The following is a 16779-nucleotide window of genomic DNA, read 5'->3' as shown; positions in this document are numbered from 1 at the left end:
TTATGGAGATTTGTGGGGTAATCTTGGCTGGCGGGCGTTCAAAAAGATTTGGAAAGGATAAGGCTTTGCTAAATATAGGAGGAACTTATGTCATTAATCGACTTGCAAATTTGCTGGAGGAATGTTTTTTTAAGGCAGTTGTTGTTGTCAAAAATAAAGAACAGCACTTAAAAGTGGAAAAAATCATCGATAATCCCCACATAAAAATACTTGAGGACAATTGCGAAATATTTTCGCCAATTGCGGGCTTGTCTGGAATACTTAACGCTGTTGAGGAAAAGTTTATTTTCGTAGTGGCTTGCGACATGCCCTTAGTCAATAAGAGGGTCATTTCAAGGATTATATCTGAATTGGATGAAAGTGTGGATTGTATCGTTCCAATATTTGAAAATCGTCTTGAGCCATTATGTGCTGTATATAGGAAAAATATATTCCAGAATCGGAATTTTGAGGAAAGTATGCATTCGGTAATAGATGGCTGTAATTGCACCAAAAAAATTACGTTCAGCGATCCAGCGGATTTCTTAAATATAAACACAGTGGAAAATTTAAAAGAGGTGAAACCTCAGTCGGCGTTGGAAGCGAACCTACATACCCAGCACATCACCGCACAGTGAACTACAGTTGCTTAAGCCGATCCGTAATTCCTGAGAAAAACAAACCTTCTTTCAAGAGGTTATGCCCGTGAAAACTTGTGAGGGAAGAACGGCAGCGATCACAGTTTTGACCCGCTTCTCAGACAAGACCCAGCTTTTCAAATAAAAACCAGAGGGTAAAAACCATTAGGACTACTGTAACCAGAAGTAGAATAATGCTGAATGAAAACTCTCCAAACAGGTAACTTTTTATTACCTGGTATCCCAAGTACAAAGTAAGTAGGTCTCTCAAAAAACTTCTAAAACCCATTTTATGCGCTGTTTTCAGGGAGATCTTTTATAGCCTCGTTCCTGCCCACACCCACCCAGCCCTGCGCAATTTTGAACCTTTCCTTATTGGGAATAACCTCACCGAAAACATAGTCCAGCATCCCTCGTTTTACCCTGCAATTGAACGAATCTGGTTTTTTAACTATCGACCCATGTTCGCCATACTCGTCCACAATGCAGGGTCCGCAAAAAGGATGGTAGGCGCAATTTGCACAGTCAAAAGAGTTTCCGGAAGTTAAATCTACTATATTTAAAATATCCCAGCTGGAATACAATTCTGGATAGGTAGTATCCTTAACATTCCCAAGTCGGAATATTTCAAAACTTCTTGCTTCGTCACAGGCAAAGATATTTCCCTGGTAATCATAAGAAACCTGACTCCACGCACAACCACATGGCGAAGCCATACAGACAAATGAGTTATATCTTTTTGAAAAAATGACATTCTTCAGTATAATTCCCACATAACCCTCAGAAAATCGAGTTCCCTTAAGATTTAACTCAAATATATATTCAACACACTTTTTCCAGAAGTCAAGATATTCTTCCACGCTATATCCTATTTCCTTCCAACGCTCAACCGCAAATCCTCCAATACCCATCCTCCTTGCCCAAAATCCAGGCTGGCCTTGGCGAACATATTCGTCAATTATCTCCTTCCAGTAAGGCAATGAACCTCGGGTAATTGTGGGCATCAAACCTATTTGAACCCCTCGTTTTTTGATACACGCTAACTGTTCGACCACATCAGCATAGCAACCCCCCATATTTTCGTAGAATCTATTTTTATCATGAACATATTGTGGTCCATCCAAGGAGGTATTCAGTTCCACATTATTCTCAACCAGCCAGTCCAGTATCTTTTCGTTCATTAGGGTTAGATTTGTGACAACACGGAAATTCACAGCCTTATTATTACGACCACTTAGTTTTTTTGCATACTCTACAACATATTGCAAAATCGGAAAATTCAGGAGAGGTTCTCCCCCCTGAAACTCTATGGTTATGCGTCCAGAAGGACACTGAAATATGAAGTCGACAATTGATTTTGCAGTTTTCCTATCCATATCCCATTGTTTGTCCTTGAGGGGTCTTGAATTTGCATAGCAATAAACACACTTTTGATTGCACCTCAGTGTAGGCGTAAGTATATGGAGCGTAGTCGCACCGAATAATTGATGAAATTTTTGGCAATGCTGGGTGGTAACCGCGGAAAGGGTATCTTCAGTGAGAATTATGCCCTCCTGCCTTAAGAGATTATACAACTCTATGTCTGCCTCTACCTCCCCATGCCTCAATAGAGCATATTCTTTTTCGTCCAAAATCGCCCATCCACCATGTCGGGTAGTTACAAGAGTCTTTCCACCCGCCAATTTCCTTGTTAAATATTCATTGACTATATATCCTTTAGTATCTATTGAGAATGTCTGAGCCATAATAAGGCACACTCTTTATCTTTTAACCCTTTGTCCATCCGGATGCCTTGCAGGGCAATCAACCGAAGTTGAGGCAAATCGGCCTGGACCCGACAATTTTATTTTTTATGGTACCTCCTCTCAAAACTGCCGTGCCAACTGATCAAAACCACAAACTACCTTGAAACCATGATCTGCTCATGCAAACAATGGTTGCAGAACTCCAATGCCAACTCTTCAATGTCCATATCCGTCTTAGGAATCAGAACTACTTCCAGCCAGTTTTTATCCTGAACAAAAATTACCTGAATCCGGGTTATGCTCTCAAACCGCTCACAGACTTCAGTTATTGGAAACATATCGTAAAAATCCCTATTAAATCGTATTTTTGCCTGTTTATCTGAACTCTGAATGGGAAACATAATAAATCCAAACCTTAAATTAATCTATGGATGATGCGCTAAAGGAAAAGTTTTCAGAATATGCCAAACTACTTCCGGATCTAAGAAGGATATACTTTCCAGGAGACTTCTTTTTCAACAATTATAGTAAAGACGCTCCAGTTAGAATCGGGTGTCGATACTCCAGATCTCCTCTGGAAAGGGGGAACACAACTGAAGACTACATAATCCTCACAGAATGTTTTAGAGATGTGCCTGAGATAGATTATTTCTGCTCAGAAAGGATAGGGGGGCAGGAGGTACTGTTTGGGTATGTCCCAGATTTTCCGCTAGCAAAAAAACTCTCGGAAGGAGGACATAATTTCGCATCCATCACACACAAAACTACAGTCACTACCGCAATCAGCCTCAAAAACGTTCAGGAGGCAAATCCCAAAGATTGGACCGGCCTGCATTCGTTTTATGACGCAAAAAAAGATGATGCCCTCAAAGAGTTCCTTCTTCTTTGCTCAAGGAAAAAAAATACCCCAACCTCCCTCCCCTTGTTCGATTTTATAAAATATCTCCCTGCGAAAGTCGGGGATTGGGAACTGGCCACCATATTTGCCACATATCAAGGACACCATATAGACGGTGAAAATCATCTAGTTTCAGTCATACAGGGGAACTATGGTCTGGCGGGAAAATACCTCAATGTGGTGCTTAGGTTTATCTACAAAATGTCCGAAGGCAAAATTAGCATTGAGCAGACCGGGACAGATATTAGCCAGAAGGGACTTCCCATAAAGAAGAGTGGCAACGGAGCATTTTTCAACATTGCCTTTTCTAATACCAAGAACAACTACTCCATAACTGTTGGCAACAATGAAACCACCCCAGAATTCAGAGATTATGAATCCTGTATGGAAGCACTTCTTTTAGCAACCATAGAGAAACTTAGAGACTATGACTGTATGAAACAGACGGCAAATTTTATCGGAGAAACAGAGAGATTGGCAAGAAGCTAAAAGATTCTGGTCATTAAAACCCGATCATAATCATCTCTGGGGGAAAGAATAAGCTCATCTTTGTGCACCACACCAAGACCCAGCCATTTCAGGACATCAATTTCCTCCCCGAACTCCTCCAGAAGCTCTGTTTTGAATTTGCGTCTAAACTCGGGAATTGAGATGAATGGGAATTGGCTTTGAGAAAAGAGTTTGCTTCTCAGGTACATCCTCATTTGGTCTCTTGGGGCATGATATTTACAGTAGTACACTGAAGTTTTGAAAGAATAATCCGACTTAATATTCGTAATATCTGCATAATAAGGACCGTAGCCAACTTTTGAGGCGGCGCCAATTCCCAACCCCAGCACAGATTGTTCATTATATTGATCTAAATTATAATTCTCAAAATGGGGTCCCTTACCTTCCTTGAAAAAGTGAGTTTCTATTGTCTCGACCCCACCGTATTTTTTAATATATCCGCAACTCTCCAGCAGAGATTCGGCTTTCTTGTGAACCTCCAGAATAGAATAGTCTGCAACAGGGTAATTAATACCGATATTCACATTCTCTCTCTGATTCAGATACAATTTCCTGAATAAATTTGCTCTGGACAAGGGATCCATCGGGAAGGGCATAACTGGATTTTTGACTATCCTAATCAACACAATTGCATCGGGTCCGAGATTGATAAGCCCCTCAATACTCCTTAAGAGACTTTTTTCCGTGTCACCAGTAAGACCGAGCAACAAATCAGCACTTAAACATCCAATATTCCTACTCCTTATATAATCAAATAGGTCTTTCAGCCGGGTGTGTGAAACGAATATACGATTATTTTCTCTCAAAACCCCCTCATCCAGAGATTGTATCCCCAAGCTTATCCGATTAAACCCGTGTCTTTTAACCAAATCCACTTTTTCTTTTGTAGCAGTACTTGGGGACATTTCGACAGTGCATTCTTTTTTTGTGTCTACCTGGAGATATTTATGAATTCGCGTATAGAGAATGTCCAATTGTTCTGACGAGAAGATTGAAGAGGTTCCCCCTCCAATATACAGGTTGCTAAAGATATTTCTCAAAAATACCGGAGAAAAAAATTGCATCTCTTCGGTCAAGTAATCCAGATACCGCACCAACTCTTTTCGGTCTTCTAAAATGGTGGAATACTCTCGGCAATACTTGCATCTGGACTCAAGGCAAAAAGGTATGTGGATATAGAGTGATAAATGATGATTTGGGCTTCTCTCCAGACAAACCTTCCAGGCGTCCCTTACAAAGTCTTTATCCCTCGGAACAGCCTCCGCAGGCAAAGGATCATCTCTCAGTCCAACTTCATTATAGCAACTCAAAGCATGCTCAAAACTCCCCAATCTCCCCTTCAAGCCAGGATCACGAACCTTAGGTACTATTGAAGACACTTTATCCAGATATCTCAGTTTACGCTGGTCCTGACAAGACGACACCTCCATAATCCTTTTCTAAAAGGTTAGCTATTTGTACAAAATGAGAGACCTTGTATCTGTAGACTTCATACTGCAATTCAGTTCCAAATGCACCCTAACCAGACAGTGTGCCTAGAGCATCTCGCGCCACAAATTTGGGGGTGAGCTCGATAGATAAGGAGTTCAGATTAAACAACCCAAAAACATTTTGGCAATAGACCTTAGTTTTTGCTTAGGGTAGGATTTTGAGCATACAATAAGGAGGCAATTCTTGGGTTTAGCAAGTAAGAAGTAGCCCGGGGTAGTTTTTGGGTGAGATCCAAGATCAAAGTAGTTATCGTTATGGAAGGTAATCTCTTTTGCAAAATCCCCAAAAAATTCCCAAATAAGCAATGCTTTGTTAAGCCGAGCGGATGCATCGGGCATGAAATACATTTCTAAATCGCCACCCTCCTTGCAGTAGATTGCTGAAAGCCGCCTGAACATTTTCTGCTTGCCCCCAATGACCAGCCTACATAATGATTGCTGGAGCTTAGCCAGATTCAATCCAAGAAAAGTCTCCGGAACCCGGGCAAACAACTCTAAGGTCTCTTGATTAACGCCTCTTCGCCCATCAATTATAGAGAACGCCAGCCGTTTCAGTTCTTCTTCACAGTGATCAAAGCTAACCAGGGTATTTAAAAGGTTCTTATCTCGCCAGGAAATTCTAAAGGCATTGGCCATGCTAAATGTAAACACATTCTGTTCGGGCAGATGGGTATTTATAAAGTAGGTTCCCCTAAAGTTTACCCCATAACTGCTATCGCAATTAAACTTAGTTTCCAAAATGAAATAAAACTCTTCCCGGGTGACCTCATCAACAAGGTTAGAAGATGAATATTTGGCAAAAACAAAATATGAATTATCCCCTCTCACCACACCCACATCTTTCAAATAATAAGTCCCATAGATACTCTCTACAACCCCCTGAATCCCGCTAGTTTTAAGAACCTCTGATAAGTTGTACCCTGGCATAAGTATATAGCCATTCAACAAGCATATTCTATCTGACCAAACCAAATTCAGGTCAGGAGTAAAACCTTTCGTCGAGGCCTAACTGGCAACAAACCTCTGTTCAGATGGAATACTATACTCCGGGGGTTTCAGCAGCGGGAATCATTTCTGTCTAGAGGCTTGCTTGCCTTTAACCCCAGATTTTCCAGGTGTGCAATACAACACCCTTGATACCGTCTATCGTAGTCCAAGTAGTCCTTAACTCCGTTATGCAACTCTCCAACCAACTCTGAATACCGGTAATCCAAACAATTTTTGATCTTTATGTATTGTAGTGGAAAACAGTAAGAAGCAGATAAATCTGGGAATATATCCACTACGGGTTTGCAGAATCGGGTCGCAATGCGAACGTTTTTTCTAAAAAGACTCAATTCGCCCTCCGAAAATATCCGGTTAATGCTGCAACTCAAACCACAGTCAAATAACAAAGAGATTTTATTTCTTTTGCATTTCTTGAAAATATCCACCAACTGCCCCTTAAAACCAGAGTACTGGGTCAAAGGGACAAAGAGATTATTCCTCGATGCCGAAGGTTGAGCCAAATCAACCCTTAAGGCTCTAATTCTATAGAGATCTAAAAGACGCCATAGGTCCTCAAGGTCCTGATTAAACCGGTACAACGTCACAGCCATTGTAAGTGCTGAAGGGCTAATCCGAGACAAAATGTCAAGATTTTTACGCAATTCCTCTCTGTTCTCCATTGTACTTGAAGCAGTATAATTCACCAAAAAGGAAAGCGGGTTAAGCCCCAACAGCAAGTCCTTATCGATAGGTACAAGCCCGTTAGTTATTGTGTCCACACCAATCCCTGTTTTGTTAAGCACCTGAATGATCTTATAGATGTCCCTGTGTAAAAAAGGCTCTCCCCCAAGAAGCTGTACCCTAGTCAAATCATTTTTAACACACCATTCCAAAAATTTTTGAAAGTTCTCCCAAGAAAGCTCTTTCCCGCCCACCCTCTCAAAGAAACAATAAGGGCAATTCTGGTTACATTTCTCGGTAACTATTAAGTTTACCATATGCTTTAGACTTAAAAAAACAATATACTGCAGGCCCATGTCGGGTAGAGAAGCATTTAGGGCCAAGAGACCCGGCAGTATTTGAATAGGCAAAAAGTATTATGAAAGCAAGCATAGTATTCGCACCTACAGGTTACATGGATTGTGCCCCTCTGGGAATTGGGTATATAAACTCAGCCATACAGAATTGCGGACATACCACAGAGATTCACGATCTAAATATAGACCTATTCCACAATAACCCGCGAGATTACCAAGAACTGATTTCATTTGCACTGGATAAAAAAAAGCATGATTTTAATGACCGTATCCCTGTGGGTATGCCGAATTTGAATGTTCTCTTGAGCACATTGTTTCCTGGCAGGGCTAATAGGCCAAGGGTTATCGAACGTATGTGGAAGCTTGCAGAAAAATATTCGAAGTCCATACTGTTAAAAAATCCGGATATACTCTTATTTTCTTTGCATGAATCTAATGAATACCTCAGCATTATTTTGAGCAAAATAATCCGAGAAGAAGAAAAAATCCCAATAGTTTTTGGTGGATGGACCTGCAATTATGACCTCTACAAAGAACTATTTCTGAAGCTTGGCCTGTGCGACATCATTGTTCAAGGTGAGGGGGAAAAAGCAATAGTTGAATTGTTAGACTACTACTGTGGCAAAAAGAAGATAGGCCTTATCCCCCAGATAAGTTATTTTAAAGAGGGCAAAGTGATCCAAAATAAACCTGGTCCCCTCATAAATATTGATCAGATTTCATTCCCGGATTGGAATGGCTCAGACCTTGCCCAATATGAACTGGTGCCTATTATGGGTAGCCGCGGTTGCCCTTACAGCTGTTCCTTTTGCAACAATCTCTACATCAATTTTAGACAAAGAAATATTGAAGGCGTAATCGAAGAGATAAAAACCCAGAAGGAGAAGCTAAAGAAAAAGGCAATCTTCAGCTTTGACGACACCTCTATCAACATAGATATTAAGTGGCTGAATGGGCTTTGTGATGCTTTGATTGGTGAAAATCTGGACATTGTCTGGGATGCCTGTGCAAGGACACAGAATCTAACTCCGGAAATACTCAAAAAAATGAAACGTTCCGGATGCAGGACCCTTAGATTTGGAGTTGAAAGCTTCAATCAAAGAATATTGGAGGATATGAATAAAAAGATAACCGTGGCGGAGATGGTTAAAACTCTGGAAGCCACCCATCAGTCCGGAATAGAATGCCGCATCGGCATGGTATATGGCTATCCGGGAGAATCTGAAACAGAGTTTATCAGAAATTTGAAAATATTGAGGAGACTGAACTACTGCTTTAAAGAAGGTATGGAGGCATGCCTTGGCATACATTATTTAGACATGAATAGCCCAATGGGAATGCATCCGGAAGAATATGGCATCACATACGAACCTCAAAAAATAATTGGCCCAAAATTGCCTGAAAAAATAGAAACTATGGCAAGTCGGTGTATAAAATACCGCCTTGCAACACCTGACAAACGGAGTCTACAATTCAGGAAAAACATGGTGGACTGTTTTCAGTCATCCTGTACTTTGGGCATATTTAGAGAAAAAAATCCCCGTGAAATTTTAAACTTTGAAATCGTGCATGAAAATGAAAAAAGAGTATATTCCATATAAAAGTCAAATGCCTAATTATGGTCAATATGAAGTTCTCTGTCCCCTACAATAATGATTTTTCCTTATTGGAAGAATTGGCAAGAATAAAGGAAATAAACGGAAACCGTATAGAGGAGATTTATTTTTCTGGACCGCAGGACCATTGTGGTTCAGGCAGAGTAATGGATAAAACCACCCCTAAGGACATCGCAAAGGTTACCGAATTTTGTCACAAAGAAGGTATCAAAGCCAATATGCTTCTGAATTCTACATGCGAAGGTCTAAATGGGTATTCCGAATCAAATGTTTCAAAAGTCCTCAAACTTGTAGAGACACTTTATCGGGAGCATGGCTTAGAAAGAGTCACCATCGCAAACCCTCTATGGATTCAAAAAATAAGCAGTGAATTCCCAAAGATTAAAATATCTGCCTCCGTACTGTCCCAGATAGATTCCATCCAAAGGGCCGTACTCTTCAAGCGTTTTGGAGCATCCACCATAACTCCAGATAGGGACATCAACCGGAATTTGAGACTGCTTGAGGACATAAGGCATTCTACGGGATGCGAGCTTAAATTAATGGTGAATGAAGGATGCCTCTATAAATGCCCCTACCGGATATTTCACTTTAACCTTGTATCTCATTGTTCAGTAGAGGGCATTGACCCGAAAGAGGCATTCTTTTTCAATTGCCATAAACTATCCGCAAACGAGCCAAGCTTAATCTTAATGTCCCCGTGGATTAATCCAGAAAATCTAAAAACCTATGGAAAGATCACCAATTATTTCAAAATAACCGGAAGATCTCACTCAAAAGAATGGATCATAAATACCACAAAGGCGTATCTTTCTGAAAATTTTGAAGGAAACCTTCTCGACATCATGGATTCCAATCTAGACTGCTTTAATAAAAAATTCGGTAGGTCTATAAACAACAAAAGCCTGGAAAAGCTAGGATTCTTCAATAGAATCATTGAATGCGACAAAGACCTTTGCAGAGGCAAGTATTGCATAGAGGCCTTGGAGGACTGCTCAAAAATCAGCAAATCATTCAAGTAAATGATAGTGTATCTCAGACAATAGGTAGGTCAGTATATCTACCTTGAGGATTGCGACCAGCAATACTGCCACAATTATCAGAGGGGTAAAACATACTGTCTTCTTAGTCAAGAAACCCTCTATACCCTTCAATCCTCCAAATCGCCCAAGATCTTCTTTGGAAAACCCTTTCTTCATGATAAGCTCACCAGCAACAAGATGCCTATCCAGCCATTTTTTGAGCTCAATTGTCGTGCCTTTGGTAGTGATCACTCCGATAGGCACATCCCCTTCCTCCAGATCACACAGCCTTTTTTCGTCATACGATATATAGATACTCAAATTACCAAACCACATGGCAATTAGCAAAATTGCCATGGTGAGTGCAAACAATTCCCAAAAATACATAGTAAATATGGATATATCAAAAAAAAATCTTGCGAGGCATAAGACGAAAAGAATGTAGGTCAGGTTACGTGAAAAAAATCTTCTCAAGACTGCATATGACGCCAGACCTATAAACAACGCAATAATATACCCTGTTGTATAAAGGCCCAAATCAAGTAAAGAAAGCAAAGTGCCGACAAAATAAAATAGCCCAAAGATGAGCAATCCTAAGTTTAATACATTATCCCTGGTGAAGGTTTGTTTAAAGGCCTGAACTTTTTCTGAAAATTTGGTTTTTAATATTAATGGCAGAAACCATATTAGAAAAGCCAAAATGAAAACGTTGACCAATATAACCTGAGCGTAAAAAAAGGACAAATACATCTTAAATGGCAGGTAAAATGAGCAAATTGCAAAAAGTTTGCCATCGCCTGCCCCCCAGAGCCCAATCTTCCAAAAAAGGATGCCTGTAAAAAAGGCAAAGAGAAAATTTACCAGCAAGGATCCATACAAATCGGGATACATTCCAAAAGCGAATAGAACCAAACCTGCCAGAGCCATAAAAATCAGGTGTAGATTGTAGACTTTTTTTTCCTTGAAGTCTATATAGGATAGGAATATTCCAAAGACGGAAAAAATCAACATTCGAAGAATATCTAAGGAAGTCAGATAGAGCATAATATCTGTAACCAAACTAAGGATTATTAACGCAATCTAAAAGCCCTTCATAGGTCAAAATAGCTCTACCAAAAACAGGCTTAAGTTCTTCTGAACCATATTTTTCCAGGTATTCTTTCCATACTCCCTCACAGATATTGAAAAATTTGCAATTTGTACAGTTTTTTGATTTGGCCTTTATGGAGATGCGATTTCTTTGCCAATCAATTTCAGGGTCCCCGACCTGCCTCAGAGAGGAAGTTTCTCCCTTCGAATAACCCCTCAGATAATGAAGTTCTGAGACACAGGTTTCAAATCCCGCTAAAAAACAAAAAGGGACTGCCTCATAGGTTACTGCTATTCCCCTGCTAATTCCAACCCTGGCCGCCGCAAGGAGATATTCTGAGATTTCACTATAGCGGGGGATGATTTCATGCCAGTACTTTAACGCATTGCCCATCCCATGAGGATATGCTATATCTACTTGTTTGGCACCGCAAATCCTTGCCAAGTCAATAATAGCCGGCAAAGATCTAAAGTTCAATTTTGAAATAACCACCTTAAAATTTAAACTCTTAGCCCCGACCTCCTTAAGGTTCTTTATCCCTGCCAGAGTTTGTTCAAAAGAACCCTTTGCCCTAGTAATAGCGTCATGACGGGCCGCATTGTCCGAATGAATTGCAATCTCAAAATGCATATTTGGACAAATAATGAGCGTTCTTTTTGCAAAATCCCTAAAGCAAAAAGATCTGCCATTTGTTTGCAAGCTGATAAAAAGTCCCAAATCTGCCGCAAACTTCAAAAGCTCAAAATAATCCGATCTTATGGTAACTTCTCCCCCAGTAAATACTACCGAGGTTGCGCCAAGCCGTTTTGCATCGGTAAGATGCCCCATTATCTCATCCGTTGTTCTGTCTACGGGCTTTCCTTCGTTTCTCAGCCTCTCCTTATGCCCGGCAATAACACAATGCACACAGTTATTATTGCATGAATAGCCAAATTTTATATCCACCGTAACCACTTTTCCAAGCATATTTAGAGGAATATCATTTGTGATTCTCTTTTAATTGTTTTGGCAATGAGTCCATTTTCCCTTTTTGCTCGTCCCAAGGCTTGCTTATCTCGTCCAAGTCAAAATCATCCTCTTCTGACCATATTGCGTCCGATGACCGAGAACCACAACCCCCCGCCAAAGGAGTTTGCTCATTTTGTTCTAGGTCCCCAAAGATTGGAACCTTTGTACCTATATCTATGACTTCCTTTTCATCAAGCTTTTCCCTAAATGCTTCGTCTTCTTGGGCGTCCATTTTTACCGAAAAAAAAGCCCTTTTCAGAATAAGCTCCCTCAAATCCCGGTTTGTGGCAGCCCTTACGAAATAGGCCGAATAGTTCAGAAGCTCGTTATGAAAGTCCCCCGCAATCGCCTCCAAATCTGCAGAGGAATCCTTTGGCTTGATAGTAACCAAGACTTCTTTTTCCGGGTCACCATCAAGAAAAACATAATTTTTGTCTATAAAGACATCTGCCGCCTGATAAATTATTGGAAGAGGGTATATCTTAGGAGCTATCTTCACTAAGACTGAGCCCTGTGCTTTCTCCACAACTATGCCGTCCTGAGACATAATATAACTTCTTAAATATATGCAACGGGGCTCTGAAATCATATAAAAGGCAACCCTAATGTCTCAAAGGCCTCAAAAGCTTTGCCGCAGACACCCAGAATATGCCTGCAACCAGTATCAAAATAAACGAGAGAAATATCGTACCGTAAAATGATGCTGCAGTTGCCCCTAGTGCCCATTCGACATTTCCTGCAAACAAGCTTGCCAGTAGCAGGCAAAGCGAGCCGATAAAAAGGAAAAGGTAAACCTGCGCTTCCTCCTTCATTAATAGAGTATTTATTTAGTTAAATAAAGGAGTTCTTGGCCCAAAATACCCCCTTAAAAGCAAAGGGGTCAATGATAACGCCCAGAGCAGGGCTTTAGAGCAAAAAGGAAAATGCCCCCAATGCCCCCACTGTAATCAGTGTTACCGTGATGCCTGCCATAAGGACGCCCAGGACATTTGCAACAGAAAAATCGCGCTTTCGAAATCCAAGCAAGAAAGCCAGAAGCGCGCCGCTATAGACACCTGTTCCCGGAAAGGGGATTCCGATAAAAAGCGCAAGCTCCAGGGGGCCATATTTTTCAATATGGGGCTTTGCCTTCCTCTGGATTCTTCTTACGCACTTTTCATAAACTTTTTTCAAAAGCCCGATTTTCAAAACGTAGGGCAGGAGATAATTGAGCCCAAAAAAAACAAGCTCGCCAAGCAATATGTTTGCAACTACACATGCGGTGAATACAATAAAGGGGTCCATCCCAAGGCCATTAATCACATAGCCAAAGGGAAGCTGGAGTGGCCTATCCCAGATTCCAAAAGGAATGCTTGCCCGGAGTTCAAGCCCAGGAATAAAAGTAACAATCACTAAGAGCAGTATTTCATAAAGCATAACTGTAACCCAAAAGAAAGTTTAATTCTAGGAAAGTTAAAAACATGTCCATAGTTATGGCAGAAAAAATGCACCCCAAGATAAACATAGGGCTTATGGGCCATGTTGACCATGGAAAGACCACCCTGGTGGAAGCGCTTACGGACAAATGGGTGTCAAAGTATTCTGAGGAGAAAAAAAGAGGCATAACCATACGGCTCGGCTACACGGATTTCACTATCTACCAATGCCAGAAGTGCAAAAAATACTGCACTTCAAAAAAATGCATGGCTTGCTTTTCAGACTGCTCACCTATTAAGATGTTCTCGCTTATTGACGCCCCGGGCCATGAAAGCTTAATACCGATTGTCCTTTCCGGCGCAGCTCTATTTGATGCAGCCATTCTCGTGATCGCTGCAAACGAGGTTTGCCCCCAGCCGCAGACAAAGGAGCACCTGAGAGCCCTTCAGGTAGGGGAAGTAAAAAACATAATCGTGGTCCAAAATAAGGTAGACCTCATAACCCGCGAGGAAGCGGAAAAGCACCACAAACAAATCAAGGACTTTTTGAAAGGAACTATTGCAGAAAACGCGCCCATCATTCCACTGTCCGCCCAGCAAAAAGTCGGGTTGGACTTCCTGATATCAGAACTCATGTCTCTTGAGGAGCACCCCGCAATTGAAGGTGACCCTCTTTTTCTCATTGCCCGGTCTTTTGACGCAAACAAGCCGGGAATTGAGCCAGAGGAGCTTTCCGGAGGAGTAATTGGCGGAAGCGTAATACGTGGAAAGCTCAAAAAAGGCGAAAAGATTATTCTAAAGCCTGTCCTTATCGGTGGCAAATATATCGAAATTGAAACCAAGATCAAGGAGATAAGGAGGGATGAAGAGGCGTATGAAGAGGCGACGTCTGGCGGGCTTGTTGCAATACAGACCTCCCTTGACCCATCACTTGCCAAGTCAGACAAGCTCGTGGGGTGCATCGCGGGAAACGGAAAGATGCCCCCCACCATTCAGGAGTTGGTGGCCACATACACGCTCTTTGAAAAATACGAGATTAAATCCGGAGACACGATACTAATAACCTGCAGAAACAGCAGAAGTACAGGAAGCGTCGGCGGCATAGACAAGAAGCAAATCAAGTGCAAGCTTAATGCCCCCCTTTGCGCCGACAAGGGAAGCAAGATAAGCTACTCAAAGCTCATTGACCACAAGTGGAGATTAATCGGCTGGGGAGTGATTGAATGATTATAGTGTCGTGGATGTTAATCTTCACAAGCAGACCCTAGCAAATACCTCAATCCTATGTTGTGAAAGACTACGAACCCCACTTGCAAAAAGGAATAAAGTCTTCAGGCGAAACTCATATCTTAATATAAAAATACCTAAATTTATACCAATATTAAGTATTTAAGCTTATTATCATATACATATAATGTCTGAAGTCAGTGAAGAAAAGAAGGGAGTATCCGAAAAGCTTACCACTACTATAGAAGTCGACAAAGAATTGTTCCTTAAGTTCAAGGCACTATGCGTGCTGAAGGAAATGAAAATGTCGAGCGTAATTGAGGAAATGATTAAAAAATGGGTTGATGAGGCCTCAACCTCAATATCCATTGAAAGCCAGGAAAAGTAATTTTCTGCCAAGAAGCCACTCCCGTCTGGATTTTATGGATACAAATAATTATCTTGCTTTAAGTGTTATGGACGTAACATCTCCAGAATTGGTAAAAGAATTGATTTCAAATGACAATCGGCTTGACGGAAGAAAGCCGTTGGAGTACAGGAAAACCGACCTTGTCGTCAATGCCCTCAAAAAGGCAGACGGCTGCTGTATGCTCTCTATGGGTGATACAAAGGTAATTGTGGGCATAAAATTCGATGTAATTACCCCCTACCCGGACAGCCCAAACGAAGGCGGGCTTATGGTATCCCTTAACTATGTTCCAATAACCTTCAAGACACTTCCTCAGAACAAGGATGTCGAGATTTCGAGGGTTGTCGACAGGAGCATAAGGGAAAGCAAAATGCTAAACATGGAGGATTTTTGCATAACGCCAAAAGAGAAGGCGTTTTCGGTATTCATCGATGCGTATGTAATCAACTATGACGGAAATCTCATGGATGCCCTGAACCTTGCGGCAATAAAGGCGCTTATGAACACGAAGATGCCTGTGCTTACAGAAGATGGAAAGGTAGGCAGGGGTGACAAGCCCATACCCTTAAGGAATATCCCTGTAATGGTGACTGTTTCCTGCATAGATCAGAAATACGTTATCGACCTCAACAGCGTCGAAGAGCAGGCAATAGACTATGCCCTCACAATCTCCTACCTTGACAAGGACAGGATTTGCGCAATGCAAAAGCAGGGTGAAGCAGGAATCCCAAAGGAAGAACTCGAAAAGATTTTCGAGATTGGGTCCGAAAAGCAGGAAGAGCTAAGGAATATTTTGATGAAGTAATCCACGCAAACATTTTTTTAAGATTCAGATTCATTTCACTTGTAGATTCTGAGGATTTCCAGTCTGGCGCCTTCCAAGCCCCCGCTTATAAAAATCGCCCCGGAAAGGGCGCTTTGCGGCTCATATGATATATTCCTGCCCTCAAATGTCATGGAAACGCTTTTCCCACAAGAAAATCTCTTGACCTCCCCACTGTCAAGCAAAACCTCCCCACCTTCAAGGGAAACGCTCCGCGTTGAGTCAAAGAAGTTTGCGAGAGATAGTGTTTTTCCATCGGCAAGCACGTAAAATATTTCCAGGTGCGGGTATTCGCCCTTTACGAACCTGCCAAAAGAGCTGGTCTCCCCGATGCCCTCAAGCGACTGGTAAGCAATCCAGGAATTATAGCTGCCCGCGACATTCTGGAGCGATTCTTCGCCCAAAGTCGGAAGGTAAAGGTCTTTTTGGACTGCCGGCATCAGCAAGAGAAAGGAAAGCGCAAGTGAAATTGCGCCAAGGACAAAAGTCTGACCCCTCATAATTAGAAAACACAGAACCTAAAGATATCGGTCTAAATATAAAGGTTTCATACAAATTTATGGCAGGAGCACCTTATAGAAGGGTACATAAGCACGGAAAAGGGAGAGGCAATGAGCTTACAGTGCCTTGCTCCTATTGCGGCAAAAGAGTGCCTAAATACAAGACATTTGTCAAGAAGAGGGGCTTTTCCATATCCGACCCCGGTCTCAGGCGGGATTTGGCAGAAAGCGGTCTTCTGACTTCACAGAATCGACTCTATGTATGCCCCAGCTGCGCAAGGCACAGAAGAATCTCCCAGCCAGGAAAGGCAAGGGGCTCAAATAAGAGATAACTCCCAACGGCTTAATACTTAATCTAAGAAAAGGTCCTGAAAAGCATTTATAG

At 41.6% G+C, this 16779-nt stretch carries 19 protein-coding genes; 8 read left to right on the top strand and 11 right to left on the bottom strand.

Features of this window, described 5'->3' with window-relative positions; all coding sequences use genetic code 11:
- The first annotated feature begins 2 nt into the window (after positions 1 to 2).
- Entirely contained in the window at positions 3 to 617 is a 615-nt protein-coding gene (locus JW727_02765) for a molybdenum cofactor guanylyltransferase (protein ID MBN2094946.1), read from the top strand.
- 290 nt (positions 618 to 907) lie between these two features.
- Here the strand turns inward: JW727_02765 and hxsB are convergent, their stop codons facing one another.
- Together hxsB and JW727_02755 are read right to left on the bottom strand one after the other, a co-directional pair.
- Entirely contained in the window at positions 908 to 2362 is a 1455-nt protein-coding gene (gene hxsB / locus JW727_02760) for a His-Xaa-Ser system radical SAM maturase HxsB (GenBank protein MBN2094945.1), read from the bottom strand.
- 155 nt (positions 2363 to 2517) lie between these two features.
- The gene (locus JW727_02755; GenBank protein ID MBN2094944.1) at positions 2518 to 2700 is read right to left on the bottom strand and encodes a hypothetical protein; all 183 of its coding nucleotides are present in this window, start codon (positions 2698 to 2700) and stop codon (positions 2518 to 2520) included.
- 89 nt (positions 2701 to 2789) lie between these two features.
- Here JW727_02755 and JW727_02750 point away from each other — a divergent pair, with 89 nt between their 5' ends.
- The gene (locus JW727_02750; GenBank protein ID MBN2094943.1) at positions 2790 to 3749 is read left to right on the top strand and encodes a hypothetical protein; all 960 of its coding nucleotides are present in this window, start codon (positions 2790 to 2792) and stop codon (positions 3747 to 3749) included.
- On the opposite strand, the gene JW727_02745 is transcribed toward JW727_02750, so the two are convergent.
- The 3 genes from JW727_02745 to JW727_02735 form a co-directional block, all read right to left on the bottom strand.
- Complete coding sequence (locus JW727_02745; protein ID MBN2094942.1) at positions 3746 to 5200, bottom strand: radical SAM protein; 1455 nt, start codon at positions 5198 to 5200, stop codon at positions 3746 to 3748. The two genes, JW727_02750 and JW727_02745, sit on opposite strands and share 4 nt — an antisense overlap.
- A 156-nt stretch (positions 5201 to 5356) precedes the next feature.
- The gene (locus tag JW727_02740) at positions 5357 to 6187 is read right to left on the bottom strand and encodes a hypothetical protein (protein MBN2094941.1); all 831 of its coding nucleotides are present in this window, start codon (positions 6185 to 6187) and stop codon (positions 5357 to 5359) included.
- A gap of 128 nt (positions 6188 to 6315) precedes the next feature.
- Positions 6316 to 7245 carry a radical SAM protein gene (locus tag JW727_02735; protein ID MBN2094940.1) on the bottom strand — a complete coding sequence of 310 codons (930 nt, stop codon included), beginning with the start codon at positions 7243 to 7245 and terminating at the stop codon, positions 6316 to 6318.
- Positions 7246 to 7346: 101 nt separating this feature from the next.
- On the opposite strand from JW727_02735, the gene JW727_02730 reads away from it, so the two are divergent.
- Both JW727_02730 and JW727_02725 read left to right on the top strand, forming a co-directional pair.
- The gene (locus JW727_02730; protein ID MBN2094939.1) at positions 7347 to 8885 is read left to right on the top strand and encodes a radical SAM protein; all 1539 of its coding nucleotides are present in this window, start codon (positions 7347 to 7349) and stop codon (positions 8883 to 8885) included.
- 26 nt (positions 8886 to 8911) lie between these two features.
- On the top strand, positions 8912 to 9922 hold the full coding sequence (locus JW727_02725) for a U32 family peptidase (GenBank protein MBN2094938.1): 1011 nt from the start codon (positions 8912 to 8914) through the stop codon (positions 9920 to 9922).
- Here the strand turns inward: JW727_02725 and JW727_02720 are convergent.
- From JW727_02720 to JW727_02700, 5 genes are all read right to left on the bottom strand, one after another.
- Entirely contained in the window at positions 9911 to 10966 is a 1056-nt protein-coding gene (locus JW727_02720) for a prepilin peptidase (GenBank protein ID MBN2094937.1), read from the bottom strand. The genes JW727_02725 and JW727_02720 overlap by 12 nt on opposite strands.
- Before the next feature lie 16 nt (positions 10967 to 10982).
- Positions 10983 to 11978 (bottom strand): radical SAM protein, encoded by a 996-nt coding sequence (locus JW727_02715; protein MBN2094936.1) that lies wholly within the window; start codon positions 11976 to 11978, stop codon positions 10983 to 10985.
- A 13-nt stretch (positions 11979 to 11991) separates the two neighbouring features.
- Positions 11992 to 12567, bottom strand: coding sequence for a hypothetical protein (locus JW727_02710; GenBank protein ID MBN2094935.1), 576 nt, complete (start codon positions 12565 to 12567; stop codon positions 11992 to 11994).
- 55 nt (positions 12568 to 12622) lie between these two features.
- Complete coding sequence (locus JW727_02705; GenBank protein MBN2094934.1) at positions 12623 to 12832, bottom strand: hypothetical protein; 210 nt, start codon at positions 12830 to 12832, stop codon at positions 12623 to 12625.
- 94 nt (positions 12833 to 12926) lie between these two features.
- Positions 12927 to 13436 (bottom strand): small multi-drug export protein, encoded by a 510-nt coding sequence (locus JW727_02700; GenBank protein ID MBN2094933.1) that lies wholly within the window; start codon positions 13434 to 13436, stop codon positions 12927 to 12929.
- A 56-nt stretch (positions 13437 to 13492) separates the two neighbouring features.
- On the opposite strand from JW727_02700, the gene JW727_02695 reads away from it, so the two are divergent.
- The 3 genes from JW727_02695 (at position 13493) to JW727_02685 (ending at position 15876) form a co-directional block, all read left to right on the top strand.
- Positions 13493 to 14662 (top strand): translation initiation factor IF-2 subunit gamma, encoded by a 1170-nt coding sequence (locus tag JW727_02695; GenBank protein ID MBN2094932.1) that lies wholly within the window; start codon positions 13493 to 13495, stop codon positions 14660 to 14662.
- A 187-nt stretch (positions 14663 to 14849) separates the two neighbouring features.
- On the top strand, positions 14850 to 15050 hold the full coding sequence (locus JW727_02690; GenBank protein MBN2094931.1) for a hypothetical protein: 201 nt from the start codon (positions 14850 to 14852) through the stop codon (positions 15048 to 15050).
- Between the two features lie 67 nt (positions 15051 to 15117).
- Positions 15118 to 15876, top strand: a complete 759-nt coding sequence (locus tag JW727_02685; protein ID MBN2094930.1) for an exosome complex protein Rrp42 — start codon at positions 15118 to 15120, stop codon at positions 15874 to 15876.
- Positions 15877 to 15911: 35 nt separating this feature from the next.
- Here JW727_02685 and JW727_02680 read toward each other — a convergent pair whose 3' ends face one another.
- Positions 15912 to 16394 carry a hypothetical protein gene (locus JW727_02680; protein MBN2094929.1) on the bottom strand — a complete coding sequence of 161 codons (483 nt, stop codon included), beginning with the start codon at positions 16392 to 16394 and terminating at the stop codon, positions 15912 to 15914.
- 59 nt (positions 16395 to 16453) lie between these two features.
- Here JW727_02680 and JW727_02675 point away from each other — a divergent pair, with 59 nt between their 5' ends.
- Positions 16454 to 16726 carry a hypothetical protein gene (locus tag JW727_02675; GenBank protein ID MBN2094928.1) on the top strand — a complete coding sequence of 91 codons (273 nt, stop codon included), beginning with the start codon at positions 16454 to 16456 and terminating at the stop codon, positions 16724 to 16726.
- Positions 16727 to 16779 lie beyond the last annotated feature (53 nt).

It is taken from the genome of Candidatus Aenigmatarchaeota archaeon, assembly GCA_016932615.1.
Classification (GTDB): domain Archaea; phylum Aenigmatarchaeota; class Aenigmatarchaeia; order QMZS01; family QMZS01; genus JAFGCN01.
Note: the sequence above shows the minus strand (reverse complement) of the source record. Positions and strands in the feature narration are given on the sequence as shown.

Coding starts and splice junctions, on each gene's coding strand:
- JW727_02765 (MBN2094946.1), top strand. CDS start 3: ATGGAGATTTGTGGGGTAATCTTGGCTGGCGGGCGTTCAAAAAGATTT.
- hxsB (MBN2094945.1), bottom strand. CDS start 2,362: ATGGCTCAGACATTCTCAATAGATACTAAAGGATATATAGTCAATGAA.
- JW727_02755 (MBN2094944.1), bottom strand. CDS start 2,700: ATGTTTCCAATAACTGAAGTCTGTGAGCGGTTTGAGAGCATAACCCGG.
- JW727_02750 (MBN2094943.1), top strand. CDS start 2,790: ATGGATGATGCGCTAAAGGAAAAGTTTTCAGAATATGCCAAACTACTT.
- JW727_02745 (MBN2094942.1), bottom strand. CDS start 5,200: ATGGAGGTGTCGTCTTGTCAGGACCAGCGTAAACTGAGATATCTGGAT.
- JW727_02740 (MBN2094941.1), bottom strand. CDS start 6,187: ATGCCAGGGTACAACTTATCAGAGGTTCTTAAAACTAGCGGGATTCAG.
- JW727_02735 (MBN2094940.1), bottom strand. CDS start 7,245: ATGGTAAACTTAATAGTTACCGAGAAATGTAACCAGAATTGCCCTTAT.
- JW727_02730 (MBN2094939.1), top strand. CDS start 7,347: ATGAAAGCAAGCATAGTATTCGCACCTACAGGTTACATGGATTGTGCC.
- JW727_02725 (MBN2094938.1), top strand. CDS start 8,912: ATGAAGTTCTCTGTCCCCTACAATAATGATTTTTCCTTATTGGAAGAA.
- JW727_02720 (MBN2094937.1), bottom strand. CDS start 10,966: ATGCTCTATCTGACTTCCTTAGATATTCTTCGAATGTTGATTTTTTCC.
- JW727_02715 (MBN2094936.1), bottom strand. CDS start 11,978: ATGCTTGGAAAAGTGGTTACGGTGGATATAAAATTTGGCTATTCATGC.
- JW727_02710 (MBN2094935.1), bottom strand. CDS start 12,567: ATGTCTCAGGACGGCATAGTTGTGGAGAAAGCACAGGGCTCAGTCTTA.
- JW727_02705 (MBN2094934.1), bottom strand. CDS start 12,832: ATGAAGGAGGAAGCGCAGGTTTACCTTTTCCTTTTTATCGGCTCGCTT.
- JW727_02700 (MBN2094933.1), bottom strand. CDS start 13,436: ATGCTTTATGAAATACTGCTCTTAGTGATTGTTACTTTTATTCCTGGG.
- JW727_02695 (MBN2094932.1), top strand. CDS start 13,493: ATGGCAGAAAAAATGCACCCCAAGATAAACATAGGGCTTATGGGCCAT.
- JW727_02690 (MBN2094931.1), top strand. CDS start 14,850: ATGTCTGAAGTCAGTGAAGAAAAGAAGGGAGTATCCGAAAAGCTTACC.
- JW727_02685 (MBN2094930.1), top strand. CDS start 15,118: ATGGACGTAACATCTCCAGAATTGGTAAAAGAATTGATTTCAAATGAC.
- JW727_02680 (MBN2094929.1), bottom strand. CDS start 16,394: ATGAGGGGTCAGACTTTTGTCCTTGGCGCAATTTCACTTGCGCTTTCC.
- JW727_02675 (MBN2094928.1), top strand. CDS start 16,454: ATGGCAGGAGCACCTTATAGAAGGGTACATAAGCACGGAAAAGGGAGA.